The 17,515-nt window shown below is 61.2% G+C and carries 16 protein-coding genes; 13 read left to right on the forward strand and 3 right to left on the reverse strand.

The window, feature by feature from the left end; all coding sequences use genetic code 11:
• The first annotated feature begins 40 nt into the window (after positions 1–40).
• On the forward strand, positions 41–2,083 hold the full coding sequence (locus QRN46_RS02360) for a M3 family metallopeptidase (protein WP_285354234.1): 2,043 nt from the start codon (positions 41–43) through the stop codon (positions 2,081–2,083).
• On the opposite strand, the gene QRN46_RS02365 is transcribed toward QRN46_RS02360, so the two are convergent.
• On the reverse strand, positions 2,070–2,714 hold the full coding sequence (locus QRN46_RS02365; protein ID WP_285354235.1) for a phosphatase domain-containing protein: 645 nt from the start codon (positions 2,712–2,714) through the stop codon (positions 2,070–2,072). The two genes, QRN46_RS02360 and QRN46_RS02365, sit on opposite strands and share 14 nt — an antisense overlap.
• A 297-nt stretch (positions 2,715–3,011) precedes the next feature.
• Here QRN46_RS02365 and QRN46_RS02370 point away from each other — a divergent pair, with 297 nt between their 5' ends.
• The 6 genes from QRN46_RS02370 to QRN46_RS02395 all read left to right on the forward strand — a co-directional run bounded on the left by QRN46_RS02370 (position 3,012) and on the right by QRN46_RS02395 (position 10,578).
• Positions 3,012–3,758 (forward strand): gluconate 2-dehydrogenase subunit 3 family protein, encoded by a 747-nt coding sequence (locus tag QRN46_RS02370; RefSeq protein WP_285354236.1) that lies wholly within the window; start codon positions 3,012–3,014, stop codon positions 3,756–3,758.
• A gap of 2 nt (positions 3,759–3,760) precedes the next feature.
• Positions 3,761–5,545, forward strand: coding sequence for a GMC family oxidoreductase (locus QRN46_RS02375; RefSeq protein ID WP_085613564.1), 1,785 nt, complete (start codon positions 3,761–3,763; stop codon positions 5,543–5,545).
• Between the two features lie 12 nt (positions 5,546–5,557).
• Entirely contained in the window at positions 5,558–6,859 is a 1,302-nt protein-coding gene (locus tag QRN46_RS02380; RefSeq protein ID WP_285354237.1) for a c-type cytochrome, read from the forward strand.
• A gap of 74 nt (positions 6,860–6,933) precedes the next feature.
• The gene (locus tag QRN46_RS02385; protein WP_201819620.1) at positions 6,934–7,992 is read left to right on the forward strand and encodes a PA0069 family radical SAM protein; all 1,059 of its coding nucleotides are present in this window, start codon (positions 6,934–6,936) and stop codon (positions 7,990–7,992) included.
• A 237-nt stretch (positions 7,993–8,229) separates the two neighbouring features.
• Positions 8,230–8,961, forward strand: a complete 732-nt coding sequence (locus QRN46_RS02390) for a carbonic anhydrase (RefSeq protein ID WP_064592510.1) — start codon at positions 8,230–8,232, stop codon at positions 8,959–8,961.
• Between the two features lie 90 nt (positions 8,962–9,051).
• Positions 9,052–10,578 carry a SulP family inorganic anion transporter gene (locus tag QRN46_RS02395; RefSeq protein ID WP_285354238.1) on the forward strand — a complete coding sequence of 509 codons (1,527 nt, stop codon included), beginning with the start codon at positions 9,052–9,054 and terminating at the stop codon, positions 10,576–10,578.
• Between the two features lie 50 nt (positions 10,579–10,628).
• On the opposite strand, the gene QRN46_RS02400 is transcribed toward QRN46_RS02395, so the two are convergent.
• Positions 10,629–11,261, reverse strand: coding sequence for a hypothetical protein (locus QRN46_RS02400; protein WP_129973324.1), 633 nt, complete (start codon positions 11,259–11,261; stop codon positions 10,629–10,631).
• Between the two features lie 369 nt (positions 11,262–11,630).
• Between QRN46_RS02400 and coxB the strand changes: the two genes are divergently transcribed.
• The 4 genes from coxB to QRN46_RS02420 all read left to right on the forward strand — a co-directional run bounded on the left by coxB (position 11,631) and on the right by QRN46_RS02420 (position 15,925).
• On the forward strand, positions 11,631–12,758 hold the full coding sequence (gene coxB / locus QRN46_RS02405) for a cytochrome c oxidase subunit II (RefSeq protein ID WP_085653896.1): 1,128 nt from the start codon (positions 11,631–11,633) through the stop codon (positions 12,756–12,758).
• A gap of 82 nt (positions 12,759–12,840) precedes the next feature.
• On the forward strand, positions 12,841–14,433 hold the full coding sequence (ctaD, locus tag QRN46_RS02410; RefSeq protein ID WP_011331800.1) for a cytochrome c oxidase subunit I: 1,593 nt from the start codon (positions 12,841–12,843) through the stop codon (positions 14,431–14,433).
• A 27-nt stretch (positions 14,434–14,460) separates the two neighbouring features.
• Positions 14,461–15,012 (forward strand): cytochrome c oxidase assembly protein, encoded by a 552-nt coding sequence (locus QRN46_RS02415; RefSeq protein WP_011331799.1) that lies wholly within the window; start codon positions 14,461–14,463, stop codon positions 15,010–15,012.
• 25 nt (positions 15,013–15,037) lie between these two features.
• Positions 15,038–15,925, forward strand: coding sequence for a cytochrome c oxidase subunit 3 (locus QRN46_RS02420; protein WP_011331798.1), 888 nt, complete (start codon positions 15,038–15,040; stop codon positions 15,923–15,925).
• A 9-nt stretch (positions 15,926–15,934) separates the two neighbouring features.
• Here the strand turns inward: QRN46_RS02420 and QRN46_RS02425 are convergent, their stop codons facing one another.
• On the reverse strand, positions 15,935–16,138 hold the full coding sequence (locus QRN46_RS02425; RefSeq protein WP_064379555.1) for a twin transmembrane helix small protein: 204 nt from the start codon (positions 16,136–16,138) through the stop codon (positions 15,935–15,937).
• A 72-nt stretch (positions 16,139–16,210) separates the two neighbouring features.
• Between QRN46_RS02425 and QRN46_RS02430 the strand changes: the two genes are divergently transcribed.
• A complete protein-coding gene (locus QRN46_RS02430) occupies positions 16,211–16,951 on the forward strand; it encodes an SURF1 family protein (RefSeq protein WP_285354239.1) in 741 nt (246 codons plus the stop codon).
• Positions 16,917–17,510, forward strand: coding sequence for a PA_0111/PP_0108 family redox-active disulfide protein (locus QRN46_RS02435; RefSeq protein WP_285354240.1), 594 nt, complete (start codon positions 16,917–16,919; stop codon positions 17,508–17,510). The genes QRN46_RS02430 and QRN46_RS02435 overlap by 35 nt, the downstream gene beginning before the upstream one ends.
• Positions 17,511–17,515 lie beyond the last annotated feature (5 nt).

A 17,515-nucleotide genomic window follows, 5' to 3' on the forward strand; every position in this document is an offset into this window, starting at 1 on the left:
GTAGGCTGGCCTTTTGCGCCACGCCTCGAAGGAAGCTGCCATGCCCGACACCAATCCCCTCCTGCAACACTGGACGCTGCCACCGTGGCCAGCGATTCACGCCGAGCATTTACTGCCGGCCGTCAACAGCATCATTGCCGATAACCGACGCATCATCGCCCAGGTGATCGCCAGTCAGACCGAACATCCCGGCTGGGATGATCTGGTGCTGAGCATCGACGAGGCCGACGCGCGCCTCGGCGAAGTCCGCTCGATTCTCGAAACGTTGTCGATGGTCAGATCCGACGATCCGGTCTGGCTCGTGGAAAGCGCCAAGGCGCATCTGGCGATCAATCAGTATCGCTCTGAAAAAGCCCACAATCGCCGGTTGTACGAGACCTATCAGCGTTTGGCGCAGAGCTCGATCGCCGGCAGTTTCGATGAGGCGCGCAACATCGCACTGTCGCGAATTCTGCGCCGATTCAAGCAGTCGGGCATTGAGCTTCCCACTGAACAGCAGCAGGAGCTGGCGCGGTTGAACCGCGAGATCGGAGGCTTGGAATTCGTATTTCTGGACAACCTCGAGCGCTGGGCCGAGGCGTGGAGCAAACGTGTTGACGATGTGGCACTGCTTACGGGCCTGCCGCCGGCGATGAAGGATCGGCTGGCACTCGCCGCACGCCAGACCGGCCATGACGGCTGGTTGATCCGCCTGGACCAGAACACCTTCCAGCACATCCTCAAATACGCCGAGAACCGCGCCTTGCGGGAGGAATGCTATGTGGCCTACATGACCCGTGCCTCCGATCGAGGGCCGCTGGCCGGCCGCTTCGACAACGCCCCGGTACTGAAGAAGCTGCTCGCCTTGCGCCAGCAGAAAGCCCGTTTGCTCGGTCATGAAAACGCCGCGCAACTGAGTCTTGCCAAAAACAGCGCCGGGACAACGGCATGGGTTAGTGGTTTTCTACAGCGTCAGGCGGCGCAACTGGCACCTACCCTCGCGCAGGATTCAGAACAACTGACAGACTTCGCGCAGCAACGCGGGATCGACCGGGTCCAGCCGTGGGATGAAGACTTCCTCGCCGAACAATGGCGCCAGCAGCAGTTTCCCGGTGCGCTTGAAAACCTGCGGGATTACTTCCCGCTCGAGGGCACCCTGCGCAGGCTCTTGCTGTTTTGCGAACGAATGTTCGGGATCCGCATCGTCGAGCAATCCGGCGGTGGGCACTTGCACGACGATGTGCGCCTGCTGGAAATCAGCGAGCATGAGCAGGTCATCGGCTACATCTACCTCGATCCGTTTCACCGCGATGGCGCTGCGGATTTCCCCGGCACCTTCACGCTGCGCAACCGCCGGATCAATGCCGAAGGCCGCCCGGCGCTGCCGATTGCCCTGCTCTACAGCAATTTCACACCGGCCAGCGATACCCATCCGTGCCGGCTCGAGCTCCACGATCTGCGGGTGCTGTTTCATGAATTCGGCCATTGCCTCCAGCACGTGCTGACGCGCTCGCCCCATCACAGCCTGTCCGGCATCCTTCAATTGGGCCATGAAGCGGCGGAGTTTTCCGGGCAATTGTTCGAGCAGTGGTGTCTGTCGCGTGAGTTTTTGCTGTGGCTGGGTGCTCATTTTCAGACGGGCAAACGCTTGAGCGCAGCAAGGGTCGACGCGGCATTGTCAGCCAGTCAGGCCCATTCCGCCCGGCAACAGGCCTTGTTGCTGATGGGGGCAATGATCGATTTCGAGCTGCACCTGACCCACGGCGATGGGCGCTCGGTCGAGGAGACTTGCACCGATGTGCAGCGCAGCCTGGGTCATCTGCAACTGCCGGACGATCACCGCTTCGCCAATGGATTCGATTACATGGTGACCCAATACGACGCCTCGGTTTATGCCTACGTCTGGTCGGGCGTGCTGGCTCAGGAAGCGTTCAAGCGCTTCAGCCGGGACTGGGTGTTCAATGCGCAAACCGGTCGTGAGTTTCGCGCAACGTTCTTTACACCGGGTGCGGGGCGTCCGCTCCTGGATGCGGTTGAAGCGTTCATCGGCCGGCCGGTCGCCGGCCTCGTAAATGGGGAGGCCGGAAGGATTACTTCAGATTGACCGTCTGAAACCAGCTCTTCATCGAGCACGTGGCAAACGCGCTGGTGCTGCAATCGCCATTGGCCAGCGCGGTGCGCAACTTATCGACATCGGCCTGCATCACGTAGCGCACGCTGTCGCGGAAGTGACCACTTTCACCAAAGCCGCCCTGAGTCATTTCGTTCAGGGCGTCTTCCTTGCTCCAGCCCTGCACGACGATCCGGTACATCGCCGCCATCAGGCCGGTGCGATCGGAACCGTGCTTGCAGTGCATCAACACCGGGCCATCGGCCTCGGCGGACTGAATGGCACGCAGGGTCTTGAGCACATCACTGTCGTCCACGTGATTGGTGCGATAGGGCAATTGCACCTGATGGATACCGGGGGCTTTCAGCCAGCTGGAATCCGCTTCCGGCAGGAAGTTGATGACCGTGGCCACTTTCAGGTTGTTCAACAACGGCACCGCGCCGTCATCGGGGAGTGCACTGCGGTAAAGCGTGGGCGACATCTGGAACAGGTTGTATTGCACTTCTACCGGTTGCGCCCACTCGACGGGACGGGAAGCCAGAGTGTCCGCGGCTTGAGCTGAAGTCCAGCCGAACAGGGCAAGCAGCGACAAACAGAGTACGGAGGAAAAACGCGTCAGGAACATGCTTTACGGCGACCGTGTGGGTTTCGTCAATGAAGGCCGCAGCTTGCGAGCTTCGCAGTCAAATCCCTGTGAGGCGCTTGTAAAAGAATCGTGAATATCGCGATTCCCTTGATCGAAAAGCGCTGTTTTTTTGGCTGAATCGGTTCATCCGGTTGCTTAGCCTGCTACCATTTGTCACATCATGTTGCAGACGCGTCCCCTTTCCCCCGGTCATTCCGGCCACGTCGCAGCCAGAAAATTCTTGAGCCGTTCGCAGAAACGGCTGACAACCATCAATGCCTGATGAGGTGCACCCCCATGTCTGATGAAGATCGAGACAACCCGCGGCGTGAGTTTTTGCGCAAATCCCTGACCCTGATTCCGGTCGTGACTCTGGCCGGCAGCGGTCTCGGCAGCACGGTGCTGCAAGCCGCGCCTGAAAGCGCGCCTGCCACAGCGCCGGCGAAAACGGCCGCCGTTGAAGCCAGCACTTATCAGCCGAGCTACTTCACTGCCGAAGAGTGGGCGTTCATCAATGCCGCCGTCGCGCAATTGATCCCCAACGATGCGCAAGGCCCAGGTGCGCTCGAGGCCGGCGTGCCGGAATACATCGACCGTCAGATGAACACGCCGTACGCCGCCGGTGCCCTCTGGTACATGCAAGGGCCATTCAACGCCGACGCTGCGCCCGAGATGGGCTGGCAGAGCAAACTGGTGCCAAAAGAGATCTATCGCCTCGGCATTGCCGCCACGGATCAGTGGGCAAAATCCATCAACGGTAAAACATTTGCCGAGCAAGACAGCGCTACCCGAGACGATCTGCTCAAGCAGCTTGAAGCCGGAAAACCGCAATTCGAAGCGGTTCCGGCGAAGGTTTTCTTCAGTCTGCTGCTGCAGAACACCAAGGAAGGGTTCTTCTGCGACCCGATCCACGGCGGCAATAAAGGCATGGTCGGCTGGACCATGATCGGCTTCCCCGGCGCCCGCGCCGATTTCATGGATTGGGTGGAACGCAACGAGCAATACCCCTTCCCGGCAGTTTCGATTCGCGGCGAGAGGGCGTGAGCATGGCAACGGTAATGAAGAAGGTCGACGCAGTGATCGTCGGTTTCGGCTGGACAGGCGCGATCATGGCCAAGGAGCTGACCGAGGCCGGCCTCAACGTGCTGGCGCTGGAACGCGGGCCGATGCAGGACACCTACCCGGACGGCAACTATCCACAGGTGATCGACGAACTCACCTACAGCGTGCGGAAAAAACTCTTCCAGGACGTTTCCAAGGAAACCGTCACCATCCGCCACAGCATCAACGACATCGCCCTGCCGAATCGCCAGTTGGGCGCGTTCCTGCCCGGCAATGGCGTGGGCGGCGCCGGGCTGCACTGGTCGGGCGTGCACTTTCGGGTCGACCCGATCGAGTTGCGCATGCGCAGCCACTACGAAGAGCGCTACGGCAAAAGCTTCATCCCCAAGGACATGACCATCCAGGACTTCGGCGTCAGCTATGAAGAGCTGGAACCGTTCTTCGATTTCGCCGAAAAAGTCTTCGGCACCTCCGGCCAGGCCTGGACCGTGAAAGGCCAATTGGTCGGCCAGGGCAAGGGCGGCAACCCGTACGCACCGGATCGCTCGAACCCGTTCCCGCTGGAAGCGCAGAAGAACACGGTTTCCGCACAGCTGTTCGGCAAAGCGGCTACCGAAGTCGGTTACAAACCCTACAACCTGCCTTCCGCCAATACTTCAGGGCCGTACACCAACCCCTACGGCGCGCAGATGGGACCATGCAACTTCTGCGGTTTCTGCAGCGGTTACGTTTGCTACATGTATTCCAAGGCGTCGCCGAACGTGAACATTCTGCCGGCGCTGAAGCCGCTGCCGAATTTCGAACTGCGGCCCAACGCCCACGTGCTGCGGGTCAACCTCGACAGTACGAAAACCAAAGCCACCGGCGTCACCTACGTCGACGGCCAGGGCCGCGAGATCGAACAACCGGCGGACCTGGTGATCCTCGGCGCATTCCAGTTGCACAACGTGCGTCTGATGCTGCTCTCCGGCATCGGCAAACCCTACGACCCGGTCAGCGGAGAAGGCGTGGTTGGGCGCAACTTCGCCTACCAGAACATGGCCACGATCAAGGCGTTCTTCGACAAGGACACCCACACCAACAACTTCATCGGCGCCGGCGGCAACGGTGTGGCGGTGGATGACTTCAACGCCGACAACTTCGACCACGGGCCTCACGGTTTCGTCGGTGGCTCGCCGATGTGGGTCAACCAGGCCGGCAGCCGACCGATCGCCGGCACCTCCAACCCGCCCGGTACTCCGGCCTGGGGCAGTGCGTGGAAACGCGCGACCGCCGATTACTACACCCACCAGGTGTCGATGGACGCCCACGGCGCGCATCAGTCCTACCGTGGCAACTACCTCGATCTGGACCCGGTGTACCGCGATGCCTACGGCATGCCGCTGCTGCGGATGACGTTCGACTGGCAGGAAAACGACATCAAGATGAACCGCTTCATGGTCGAGAAAATGGGCAAGATCGCCGAAGCCATGGGCCCGAAAGCCATTGCCGTGATCGGCAAGAAAGTCGGCGACCACTTCAACAGCGCCTCGTACCAGACCACCCACCTCAACGGTGGCGCGATCATGGGCACCGATCCGAAGACCAGCGCGCTGAACCGCTACCTGCAGAGCTGGGACGTGCACAACGTATTCGTTCCGGGTGCCTCGGCATTCCCGCAAGGGCTGGGTTACAACCCGACCGGGCTGGTCGCCGCGTTGACCTACTGGTCGGCGAAAGCGATTCGCGAGCAGTACCTGAAAAACCCCGGCCCGCTGGTTCAGGCTTAAGGAGCGATGACCATGAAGACTCTCGTTATCGCGACCCTCGCGCTGCTCGGCAGCACGCCCGCTCACGGCGCCGAAATTGATCAATCCCTGATCAAACAAGGCGAATACCTCGCCCGTGCCGGCGACTGCGTGGCCTGCCACACGGCCAAGGATGGCAAGCCGTTCGCCGGTGGCCTGCCGATGGAAACCCCGATCGGCACAATTTACTCAACCAACATCACCCCGGATAAAACCGGTGTCGGTGACTACAGTTTCGAGGACTTCGACCAGGCCGTGCGCCATGGCGTGGCCAAAAACGGCACGACCCTGTACCCGGCGATGCCGTACCCGTCCTACGCCCGTGTCAGCGAAACCGACATGCGGGCGCTCTACGCCTACTTCATGCATGGCGTTGCACCGGTGGCGCAAGAGAACAAGGCCAGTGACATCCCGTGGCCATTGAGCATGCGCTGGCCGCTGATGGGCTGGCGCTGGCTGTTCACGCCAAAGGTCGAGGACTACAAACCCGCGTCGGACGATGCCGTCGTCAGCCGTGGGGCATATCTGGTGGAAGGCCTCGGACATTGCGGCGCCTGCCATACGCCACGGGCCTTGACCATGCAGGAAAAATCCCTGAGCGCAGCCGAAGGCAGCAGTTTTCTGTCAGGCAGTGCGCCGCTGGAAGGCTGGATCGCCAAGAGCCTGCGCGGCGACCACAAGGACGGTCTCGGCAGCTGGAGCGAAGAACAACTGGTGCAGTTCCTCAAGACCGGGCGCAGCGACCGCAGTGCGGTGTTCGGTGGCATGAGCGACGTGGTCACCCACAGCATGCAATACATGACCGACGCCGACCTGACCGCGATTGCTCGTTACCTGAAATCGCTGCCGGCCAATGACCCTGCCGACCAGCCGCACCAGTACGACGAAAAAGCTGCCAAGGCCTTGTGGAACGGTGACGACAGTCAGCGCGGTGCGTCGGTCTACATCGACAACTGTGCGGCGTGCCACCGCACGGACGGCCATGGCTACACCCGGGTGTTCCCGGCGCTGGCAGGCAATCCGGTGCTGCAATCGGACGACCCGACTTCGCTGATCCACATCGTGCTCAAGGGTGGAACGCTGCCGGCGACGCACGCGGCACCGTCCACCTTCACCATGCCCGGTTTCGCCTGGCGCCTGTCGGATCAGGAAGTGGCGGATGTCGTGAGCTTCATCCGTGGCAGTTGGGGCAACAAGGGCGCGCCCGTCAAGGCCGCTGATGTCGCCGAATTGCGCAAGGACGATATGAAGCAAACCTCGAACGATGACCTCGGCCAGGTGACACAGCACAACTGACTGTTCGCCAAACGGCACTGGTCAGATCGACAGCGCCTCGATACTGTATATATAAACAGTATCGAGGCACTGCCATGTCCACCCCTCTTCCTCCGCGCGGTCGCGGCACCGCCACCAACCCGCACAACCGCTTCGCGCCGAGTCGCTCGGTGGCCGAGGATGACGGCTGGTTTCAGGAAGTGCCTTTGACCCAAGGCACCGAAGTCAGCTTTGAGACGGCAAAGACCATCATCACCCGCAACACCTCGCCGGACCTGCCCTTCGACCGCTCGATCAATCCCTATCGCGGCTGCGAGCATGGCTGCATTTATTGCTACGCACGTCCCAGCCACGCCTATTGGGACATGTCGCCGGGGCTGGATTTCGAAACCAAACTGATCGCCAAAACCAACGCGGCACAGCTACTGGAAGAACAGCTGGGGAAAAAAGGCTATCAATGCGCGCCGATCAATCTCGGCTCCAACACCGATCCCTATCAGCCGATCGAACGCGAACACAAAATCACCCGCCAGACCCTGGAAGTGCTGCTGCGCTACCGGCACCCGGTGACCATCGTCACCAAGGGCTCGCTGATCCTGCGCGACCTCGACCTGCTCACCGAACTGGCGCAACAACGGCTGGTGGCGGTGATGATCAGCCTGACCACCCTGGACGACGAGCTCAAACGCATTCTCGAACCCCGCGCTGCAGCGCCCAAGGCCCGGTTGCGGGCGATCCGGGTCATGCGCGAGGCGGGGATTCCGGTCGGTGTGCTGTGTTCGCCGATGATTCCGATGATCAACGACAGCGAAATCGAAAGCCTGCTGACCGAGGCCCACGCGGCCGGCGCCCAGAGCGCGGCCTACATGATGCTGCGCCTGCCGCTGGAAGTGGCGCCGCTGTTCGAGGAATGGCTTGAGGCGCACTACCCGCAACGTGCGGCGCATGTGTTGAGCCTGATCCGCCAGAGCCGTGGCGGCGAGCTGTACGACAGCCGTTTCGGTGCCCGGATGCGCGGCGAGGGTCCGTTCGCCGATCTGCTCGCCCAGCGCTTCGCCAAAGCGATCAAGCGCCTGGGGCTCAATCACCGCGAAGGTTTCAACCTCGATTGCACGGCCTTCTGTCCACCGGGTCGCCAGATGGCGCTGATTTAGGGTCAATTGGCCTATGGTTGAGAGGAAGTAATGCTTGACCGGTTTACCCCGGTCACGTTTTTTGTGACCTGGAACACACGTTCTAGAGCGCTTGATTCAGTTTGAGTTAAGTTTCGGCGGTTACCTTGTTCATCGAGTGACTGACGGGTCGGGATGACCCGGATGTTCTAAACAGCCACTGGCTTCACACCGGAATACACGGGAACGACTCCCCGAATCCGCCAATGAGGATGAATCATGAGTGACAAGGATAAACAGCCGTTGGCTGCGTCGGCGCAAGCCGCCCCTGTGGCGGAATCCGCCGATGCAGCGTTGAAGCGTATCGTTGACGGCTTTTTGCATTTTCATCATGAGGTCTTTCCGCAGCAGGAAGAACTCTTCAAGAAACTCGCCACGGCACAGTCGCCACGGGCGATGTTCATCACCTGCGCCGATTCGCGCATCGTTCCTGAACTGATCACCCAGAGTTCGCCCGGCGATCTGTTCGTGACCCGTAACGTCGGCAACGTTGTGCCACCCTACGGCCAGATGAACGGCGGCGTTTCCACCGCCATCGAATACGCGGTTCTGGCCCTCGGCGTGCAGCACATCATCATTTGCGGCCACTCCGACTGCGGCGCCATGCGCGCGGTGCTCAACCCGGACAGCCTGGAAAAGATGCCGACGGTCAAAGCCTGGCTGCGCCACGCCGAAGTCGCGAAAACCATGGTGCATGACAACTGCAACTGCGCCGACGAAAAAGAAAGCATGCCGATCCTCACTGAGGAGAACGTCATCGCCCAACTGCAGCACTTGCGTACCCATCCTTCGGTAGCCTCGCGCATGGCGAACGGTCATCTGTTCATCCATGGCTGGGTCTACAACATCGAAACCAGCGAAATCAAAGCTTACGACGCGGATCAGGGTTGCTTCCTGCCGCTCGACGGCAGCCATCCGATTCCGGTGGCGACGCCCAAAGCGCGCTTCTAAATCCTCCTAAAAATCCGTGTGGTTTGACGCCGGCCGCTGTTTCAGCGGCCAGGCCTTGCCACGCCTGAAGAAAACTTCGGGAGTATCGCCATGCGTGCGGCTCAATTGAAAGCTGTGTTGCCACGGGAGCTGCTCGCTTCAGTGGTTGTGTTTCTGGTCGCGTTGCCGCTGTGCATGGGCATTGCCATTGCGTCAGGGCTGCCGCCGGCCAAAGGCCTGATCACCGGGATCATCGGCGGTCTGGTGGTGGGCTGGCTGGCGGGGTCGCCGTTGCAGGTCAGCGGGCCGGCGGCGGGTCTGGCGGTGCTGGTGTTCGAGCTGGTGCGCCAGCACGGCATCGAAATGCTCGGGCCGATCCTGCTGCTCGCCGGTTTTCTGCAACTGGTGGCCGGACGCCTGAAGCTCGGTTGCTGGTTCCGGGTGACGGCGCCAGCGGTGGTATACGGCATGCTCGCGGGGATTGGCGTGCTGATCGTGCTCTCGCAAGTGCATGTGATGCTCGATGCGTCACCGAAACCCTCCGGCCTCGACAACCTCACGGCATTCCCCGGCGCAGTGGCGCAGGCCTTGCCGTCCTTTGGCTGGCAGGCCGGGTTGCTCGGGCTGTCTACCATAGCTGTGATGTGGCTGTGGGAGAAATTCCGCCCGCATTCGCTGCGCTTTATTCCGGGCGCGCTGCTCGGTGTCGGCCTGGCGACAGGCGCCAGCCTGCTGTTGGCGTTGCAAGTGAAACGAGTTGAAGTGCCTGAGAATCTCGCCGAAGCCATCGACTGGCTGAAACCAGCGGACCTGCTCAGTCTCGCCGATCCAACGCTGCTGATCGCCGCGTTCGCCGTGGCCTTCATCGCCAGCGCCGAAACCCTGCTGTCCGCCGCGGCGGTGGATCGCATGCACAGCGGCCCACGTTCGGATTTCGACCGTGAGCTGTCGGCGCAAGGTGTCGGCAACATGCTCTGCGGTCTGGTCGGCGCGCTGCCGATGACCGGGGTGATCGTGCGCAGTTCGGCCAACGTCCAGGCCGGCGCCACCACACGCTACTCAACGATTTTCCATGGCCTGTGGCTGCTGGCGTTCGTGCTGTTGCTGTCGAGCCTGCTGCAGAGCATTCCGGTGGCGAGTCTGGCGGGTGTTCTGGTCTACACCGGTTTCAAACTGGTGAATCTCAAGGCGTTCCGTGGTCTGGGGCGTTATGGCCGGATGCCGATGTTCACCTACGCCGCCACGGCGCTGGCGATCATCTTCACCGACCTGTTGACGGGCGTATTGATCGGTTTCGGCCTGACTTTGTTGAAACTGGCGTTCAAGGCCTCGCGCCTGAAAATCAGCCTGATCGATCTGCCGCAGGAAGGGGAAATGGAGTTGCGTCTGGTGGGCGCCGCGACGTTCCTCAAAGTGCCGGCACTGACTCAGGTGCTGGGCAGCATTCCGCCGGGCACGACGGTGCATGTGCCGCTCAACAACCTGAGCTACATCGACCATTCGTGTCTGGAACTGCTCGAAGAGTGGGGCCGGGCGAATGCGGCCAAGGGGGCGAAACTGTTGATCGAGTCTCGCGGTTTGAAGCGACGGCTCGAGGGGCGGATCCGCACCACCACCGGGATCGGTGCGGCGGGCTGAAAACACTGGGGGAACAGAGCAATCTGTTCCCCCAATCGTTTGCGCAGAGATCAAGCAGCAGGCTGATCCAGCTCCAGGCCCACGCCCAGACGGCGGCTCATGCACGGCCAGCGTTTCCACGCCGCACCGGTGTCCGGGCTGCTGAGTTTCTCGCGGTAGGCTTCCACCGACTCCAGCGCAAAGCTGTCGTCGTCGAGCATGCTGTCCACCGCGTGATGCACCACTTCGTCGAGTTGGTTGGCAAACTCCTCACCGATCAACTGGTGAGCAATCAGATTGGCGACCGTCATGTCCAAGGGGATCAGTGGCTGGCCGAAATGCTTGATGTACAGGTCGTTGACCTCTTCGACAAAACGGTGCGCCAGATAGGCTTCGTCCAGCAGACTGTCCAGGCCCACGGGTGGCTGGAGGAAGTACTGCTCGGCGATTTTCAGCACCGGTTTGATCTGCGACTCGATTCCCGCTTCCCTGGCGACTTCATTGGCTGCATCCAGCAGGTCTGGCACTTCGTCGATGTAGGCGGCGACAAAACGCGTCAGCACGCCGTTGGCGTCGGTTTCCGGCAACTGGATGGCCGGGTGCAGGTGTTGCAGTTGGGCTTCCAGCTGACGGGTCAGCTTTCCGGTTTCAATCTCGTGTTGTCGGGCTATGTGGATCTGCTCGCGCAATGCGGCGGTGTTCATGAAAACTCCAGGAAACAAGGCAATGAAATAGGGAAGACATAACTTAGCTGGCTTACGAAAAATGCTAAGACGCATTTGTCATAATTATTTCATCCTTGATGCACCGGCGTTATATCGGTTTGCCAACACTTGTCTGCATCCTTCTCCATTCGTGCCCTGGAACGCAAGTGCCAGCTGTTTCATACGATTTACGTCCGCACATTGCATTTTTCAGCCGCTGTCTATACTCGCCATTGAATGGAGTTAGCTGATGACGCCCGACTGCACCCGCAGCAAGGCCCGGCGATTCAAGTTCGTAGTCTGATGCAGCCGCTCCCTTGCCGCAGGCGAAAGCCGGCGGGATAACAAGAACGATAAGGGGAACCCGCAATGATGCGACATCCACACGTCTGGATGGGCCTCCTGTTGTGGTCGATTTTCAGCCCGGCGCACGCTGCCTGGACTGTGAATATGGCGCCTGGAGCGACTGAAATCAGTCACGCAGTATTCGACCTGCACATGACCATTTTCTGGATCTGTGTGGTGATCGGGATCATCGTCTTCGGCGCCATGTTCTGGTCGATGATGGTGCACCGCCGTTCTACCGGGCAGGTCGCCGCAAAATTCCACGAAAGCACCACCGTCGAAATTCTCTGGACCGTCGTCCCGCTGCTGATCCTGGTGGCGATGGCCGTTCCGGCGACCGCGACCCTGATCAAGATGTACGACACCAGTGAGCCGGATATCGATATCCAGATCACCGGTTATCAGTGGAAGTGGCACTACAAATACCTGGGCCAGGACGTCGAGTTCTTCAGCAACCTGGCCACGCCCGCCGAGCAGATCCACAACAAGGAAGCCAAGGGCGAGCACTACCTGCTCGAGGTCGACAAGCCGCTGGTGCTGCCGACCGGCGCCAAGGTGCGCTTCCTCGTGACCTCCGCCGACGTGATCCACTCCTGGTGGGTGCCGGCCTTCGCGGTCAAGCGCGATGCGATTCCCGGGTTCGTCAACGAAGCCTGGACCCGCATCGACAAGCCCGGCCTCTACCGTGGCCAGTGCGCCGAGCTGTGCGGCAAGGACCACGGCTTCATGCCGATCGTGGTCGACGTCAAGGAGAAGGCCGACTACGAAAAATGGCTCGCCGAGCGCAAGGCCGAAGCGTTGCAGCTCAAGGAGCTGACCAGCAAGGAATGGACTCTCGACGAGCTCAAAGAACGTGGCGACAAGATCTACCACACCACCTGCGTCGCCTGTCACCAGGCTGAAGGCCAGGGCCTGCCGCCGATGTTCCCGGCCCTCAAAGGCTCGAAAATCGCCACCGGCCCGAAAGAGGCGCACCTGAGCATTGTCTTCCACGGCAAACCCGGCACCGCGATGGCGGCGTTCGGCAAGCAGCTCTCGGAAGTCGATATCGCAGCGGTCGTGACCTACGAACGTAACGCCTGGGGCAACAACAAGGGCGACATGGTCACGCCAAAAGAAGTGCTGGAGCTGAAACAGGCGGAAAGCAAATGAGCCGGTCTATTGCGTACTTCGTGAACCGGTCGGGGCCCTGCGCCTCGGCCTGCCCAGTCCACTCACTTGAAGGAGACCGGCCATGAGCGCTGTCATCGATGACCACGGTCATGCCGACCACGACCACGCCCACGGCCCCGCCAAAGGCCTGATGCGCTGGGTGCTGACCACCAACCACAAGGACATCGGCACGCTGTACCTGTGGTTTGCGTTCTGCATGTTCCTGCTCGGCGGCTCGTTCGCCATGGTGATCCGCGCCGAGCTGTTCCAGCCCGGCCTGCAGATCGTCGAACCGGCATTCTTCAACCAGATGACCACCATGCATGGTCTGGTGATGGTGTTCGGTGCGGTGATGCCGGCGTTCGTCGGCCTCGCCAACTGGATGATCCCGTTGATGGTCGGCGCACCGGACATGGCCCTGCCGCGGATGAACAACTTCAGCTTCTGGCTGCTGCCGGCGGCGTTTCTGCTGCTGGTCTCGACCCTGTTCACCGCCGGTGGCGGGCCGAACTTCGGCTGGACGTTCTACGCGCCATTGTCCACCACCTATGCCCCGGAAAGCGTGACGTTCTTCATCTTCGCCATCCACTTGATGGGGATCAGTTCGATCATGGGCGCGATCAACGTGATCGCCACAATCCTCAACCTGCGCGCCCCCGGCATGACCCTGATGAAAATGCCGCTGTTCGTCTGGACCTGGCTGATCACCGCGTTCCTGCTGATCGCGGTGATGCCGGTGCTGGCCGGGTGCGTGACGATGATGCTGATGGACATCCACTTCGGCACCAGCTTCTTCAGTGCCGCCGGTGGCGGTGACCCGGTGCTGTTCCAGCATGTGTTCTGGTTCTTCGGCCACCCCGAGGTGTACATCATGATCCTGCCGGCCTTCGGTGCCGTCAGCCAGATCATCCCGACCTTCTCGCGCAAGCCGCTGTTCGGCTACACCTCGATGGTCTACGCCACGGCGAGCATCGCGTTCCTGTCGTTCATCGTCTGGGCGCACCACATGTTCGTGGTGGGCATCCCGCTGGTGGGCGAGTTGTTCTTCATGTACGCGACGATGCTGATCGCGGTGCCGACCGGGGTGAAGGTGTTCAACTGGGCCAGCACCATGTGGCAGGGTTCGATGACCTTCGAGACACCGATGCTGTTTGCCGTGGCGTTCGTGATCCTGTTCTCCATCGGCGGTTTCTCCGGGCTGATGCTGGCCATCGCCCCGGCCGACTTCCAGTACCAGGACACCTACTTCGTGGTCGCGCACTTCCACTACGTGCTGGTGCCGGGGGCGATCTTCGGGATCTTCGCGTCGGCCTATTACTGGCTACCGAAATGGACCGGCCACATGTACGACGAAACCCTGGGCAAGCTGCACTTCTGGCTGTCCTTCGTCGGCATGAACCTGACGTTCTTCCCGATGCACTTCGTGGGACTGGCGGGCATGCCCCGACGGATTCCGGACTACAACCTGCAGTTCGCCGACTTCAACATGGTCTCGTCGATCGGCGCGTTCATGTTCGGCGCCACGCAGATCTTCTTCCTGTTCATCGTGATCAAGACCATCCGTGGCGGCGAGCCGGCACCGGCCAAACCGTGGGATGGCGCCGAAGGTCTGGAATGGAGCGTGCCGTCACCGGCGCCGTATCACACCTTCACCACGCCGCCGGAAGTGAAATGAACCCTGTAGCCGTTGAGGGCCGCCACCATGGCTGACTCGATTTCGATGAAGAAGCTGGTCACCCGACTGCTCGGCGTGGTGGTGGCGATGTTCGTCTTCGGTTTTGCCCTGGTGCCGATCTACGACGTGATGTGCAAGGCGTTCGGTATCAACGGCAAGACCGCCGGGCAATACGAAGGCGAGCAGACCGTCGATGCCTCGCGGCAGGTGCGGGTGCAGTTTCTGTCGACCAACACCGCCGACATGCCTTGGGATTTCTACCCCAAGCATGACGAACTGACGGCCAACCCCGGCGCGGTGAACGAGATGATCTTCATCGCCCGCAATCCCACTGACAAGCCGATGAGCGCGCAAGCCGTACCGAGCATCGCGCCGAGCAATGCGGCGGCGTACTTCCACAAGACCGAATGCTTTTGCTTTACCCAGCAGGTGCTGCAGCCCGGTCAGCAGATCGAGATGCCGGTGCGTTTCATCGTTGACCGCGACATGCCCAAGGACGTGAAGCACCTGACGCTGTCCTACACGCTGTTCGATATCACCGCCCGACATCCTCCGGTGGCTGCAAACACTGGCGGTTAAGCGTGCCCGATAAGGAGAACAATAAATGGCAACTCATGAGCACTATTACGTCCCGGCCCAGAGCAAGTGGCCGATCGTCGCCACGGTGGGGATGTTCGTCACCGTGTACGGTCTGGCGACCTGGTTCAACGATCTGAAGGCAGCGCGTCCGGAATCCCACGGCCCGCTGATCTTTTTCGTCGGCGGCCTGTTGCTGGCGTACATGCTGTTCGGCTGGTTCGGCACGGTGATCAAGGAAAGCCGCGCGGGGTTATACAGCCCGCAGCTGGACCGCTCGTTCCGCTGGGGCATGAGCTGGTTCATCTTCTCCGAGGTGATGTTCTTCATCGCCTTCTTCGGCGCGCTGTTCTACGTGCGGCACATTTCCGGCCCGGCGCTGGGCGGCGAAGGCACCAAAGGCATCGCTCATATGCTCTGGCCGAACTTCCAGTTCACCTGGCCGCTGTTGCACACGCCGGATCCGAAACTGTTCCCGCCGCCCAAGGAAGTCATCAGCCCCTGGGGCCTGCCGCTGATCAACACCATCCTGCTGGTGAGCTCCAGCGTGACCATCACCATCGCTCACCACGCGCTGAAGAAAGGTCATCGCGGCGCGCTGAAACTGTGGCTGGCGATCACCGTGCTGCTGGGTTGCGCGTTCCTCGGCTTCCAGGCCGAAGAATACATCCACGCCTACCACGAACTGGGGCTGACCCTCGGCTCGGGCATCTACGGCGCGACGTTCTTCATGCTCACCGGTTTCCACGGCGCCCACGTGACCATCGGCACGATCATTCTGTTCGTGATGCTGATGCGCATCATGAAGGGCCATTTCGACAACGAACATCAGTTCGGATTTGAAGCGGCGAGCTGGTATTGGCACTTCGTCGATGTGGTGTGGATCGGCTTGTTCATCTTCGTTTATGTGCTCTGAGGAACAGAGCTACCAAGGCGCGTGCGACACCAGTTGGCCGCTGTAGAAACCCCAGGCAATCAAGCCGACGGTGCAAGCGGCCAATGCCACCCGAACACTCAAGGCGATCACCAGGCGATTCGAGCTGCTGTCGTCCTTGACCAGGAAAAACAGGCCGCTGAACAGGCTGACCACCGTGGCAATCAGCATCAGGACGATGGCTGCTTTGAGCATGGGAAGAACTCCGGGGGAACAAGCGATGCAGTTGAGTATAGCGATCGCGTTCACTGATTTTCTGGCGCGGCCATGAAGCGCTTCCGGCCGGGTGTGGCGCCGACACTGGTAGTCGGCCTGCTGCTGCCGTTACTGATTTCGCTGGGCTTCTGGCAACTGGGTCGGGGCGCGGAGAAAACTGCCCTGCTCGCCAGCTACGCCGAACGTCGCGCCGCCGAACCGATGGCCAGCACCGAGTTGCTGCACAGCGCCGATCCGGCCTTTCGCCGGGTGCATCTGCACGGCCAGTTCGACGCCGCCCACAGCCTGTTGCTGGACAACCGTCAGCGCAACGGCAAGGTTGGCGTCGAATTGCTGCAACCATTCCAGGATCAACGCAGCGGCCAGTGGCTGCTGGTCAATCGCGGCTGGCTGCCGTGGCCGGACCGGCGCACGGCACCGCAATTCAACACGCCGGCCGACGCCGTGAATGTCGATGCCTGGGTGTATGTCGCCCCCGGCGCCACCTTCCAGCTGCATGCCGATCCGGTCAGCAGCACCTGGCCGCAAACCGTCACCGCCATCGAACCCGCGAAGTTGTGGAAAACCCTCCAACGCGACGGCTTCGCCTACGAATTACGCGCCGAACCCGGCCCCGCCAGCTATCAGGCCGACTGGCCGGTGGTCGTGATGGGCCCGGAAAAACACCTCGGTTACGCCGTGCAGTGGTTCGCCATGGCCACCGCCCTGCTCGGTCTCTACCTCTATCTCGGCTGGCACAACGCAAAGGAGAAACACCATGGGAGCGGCCATGAATCCACCCAGCATGTCTGAAGCAAAAGCCCCGGCCAGTCGCCGTCGCGGACGCATCCAGCTGCTGCTGATCGTGCTCGGTGTGGTCGGTCCGATGATCCTCGCCACCGGCATGTACAAGTTGCAGTTCTGGGTACCGGAAGGTCGCAGCTATCACGGCGAACTGATCGGCAACGGCCAGACCCGCGCCGACCTTGGCATTCAGGCTGACGAAACCCGCTGGCAGATGCTGGTGACCGCGCCGAAGGATTGCGCGGTGGACTGCCAGCAACTGGTCTACCTGGCGCGGCAGATCCAGATCGGTCTCGGTCGCGAGGCCGGACGCGCCAGCCACGCCCTCGCTGCCGCGCAACCACTGGCCGCCGACTACAAAGCCAAGCTGACCCGCGAATACCCGCAGCTGCAACGCTACCCGCTGGACGCAGCCACCTTCAGCAAGGCCACAGGCGACAAGGCCACGCCGCAACTGTGGATCATCGATCCCCACGGCAACCTCGTGCTGCGCTACGACCCGAGCGTCAAGGGCAAGGACCTGCTCAACGACCTGCGCCACCTGCTGAAACTGTCGAACATCGGATAAGGGCA

The organism is Pseudomonas sp. lyk4-R2A-10, from assembly GCF_030209075.1.
In the GTDB taxonomy this organism is placed as follows: domain Bacteria; phylum Pseudomonadota; class Gammaproteobacteria; order Pseudomonadales; family Pseudomonadaceae; genus Aquipseudomonas; species Aquipseudomonas glycinae.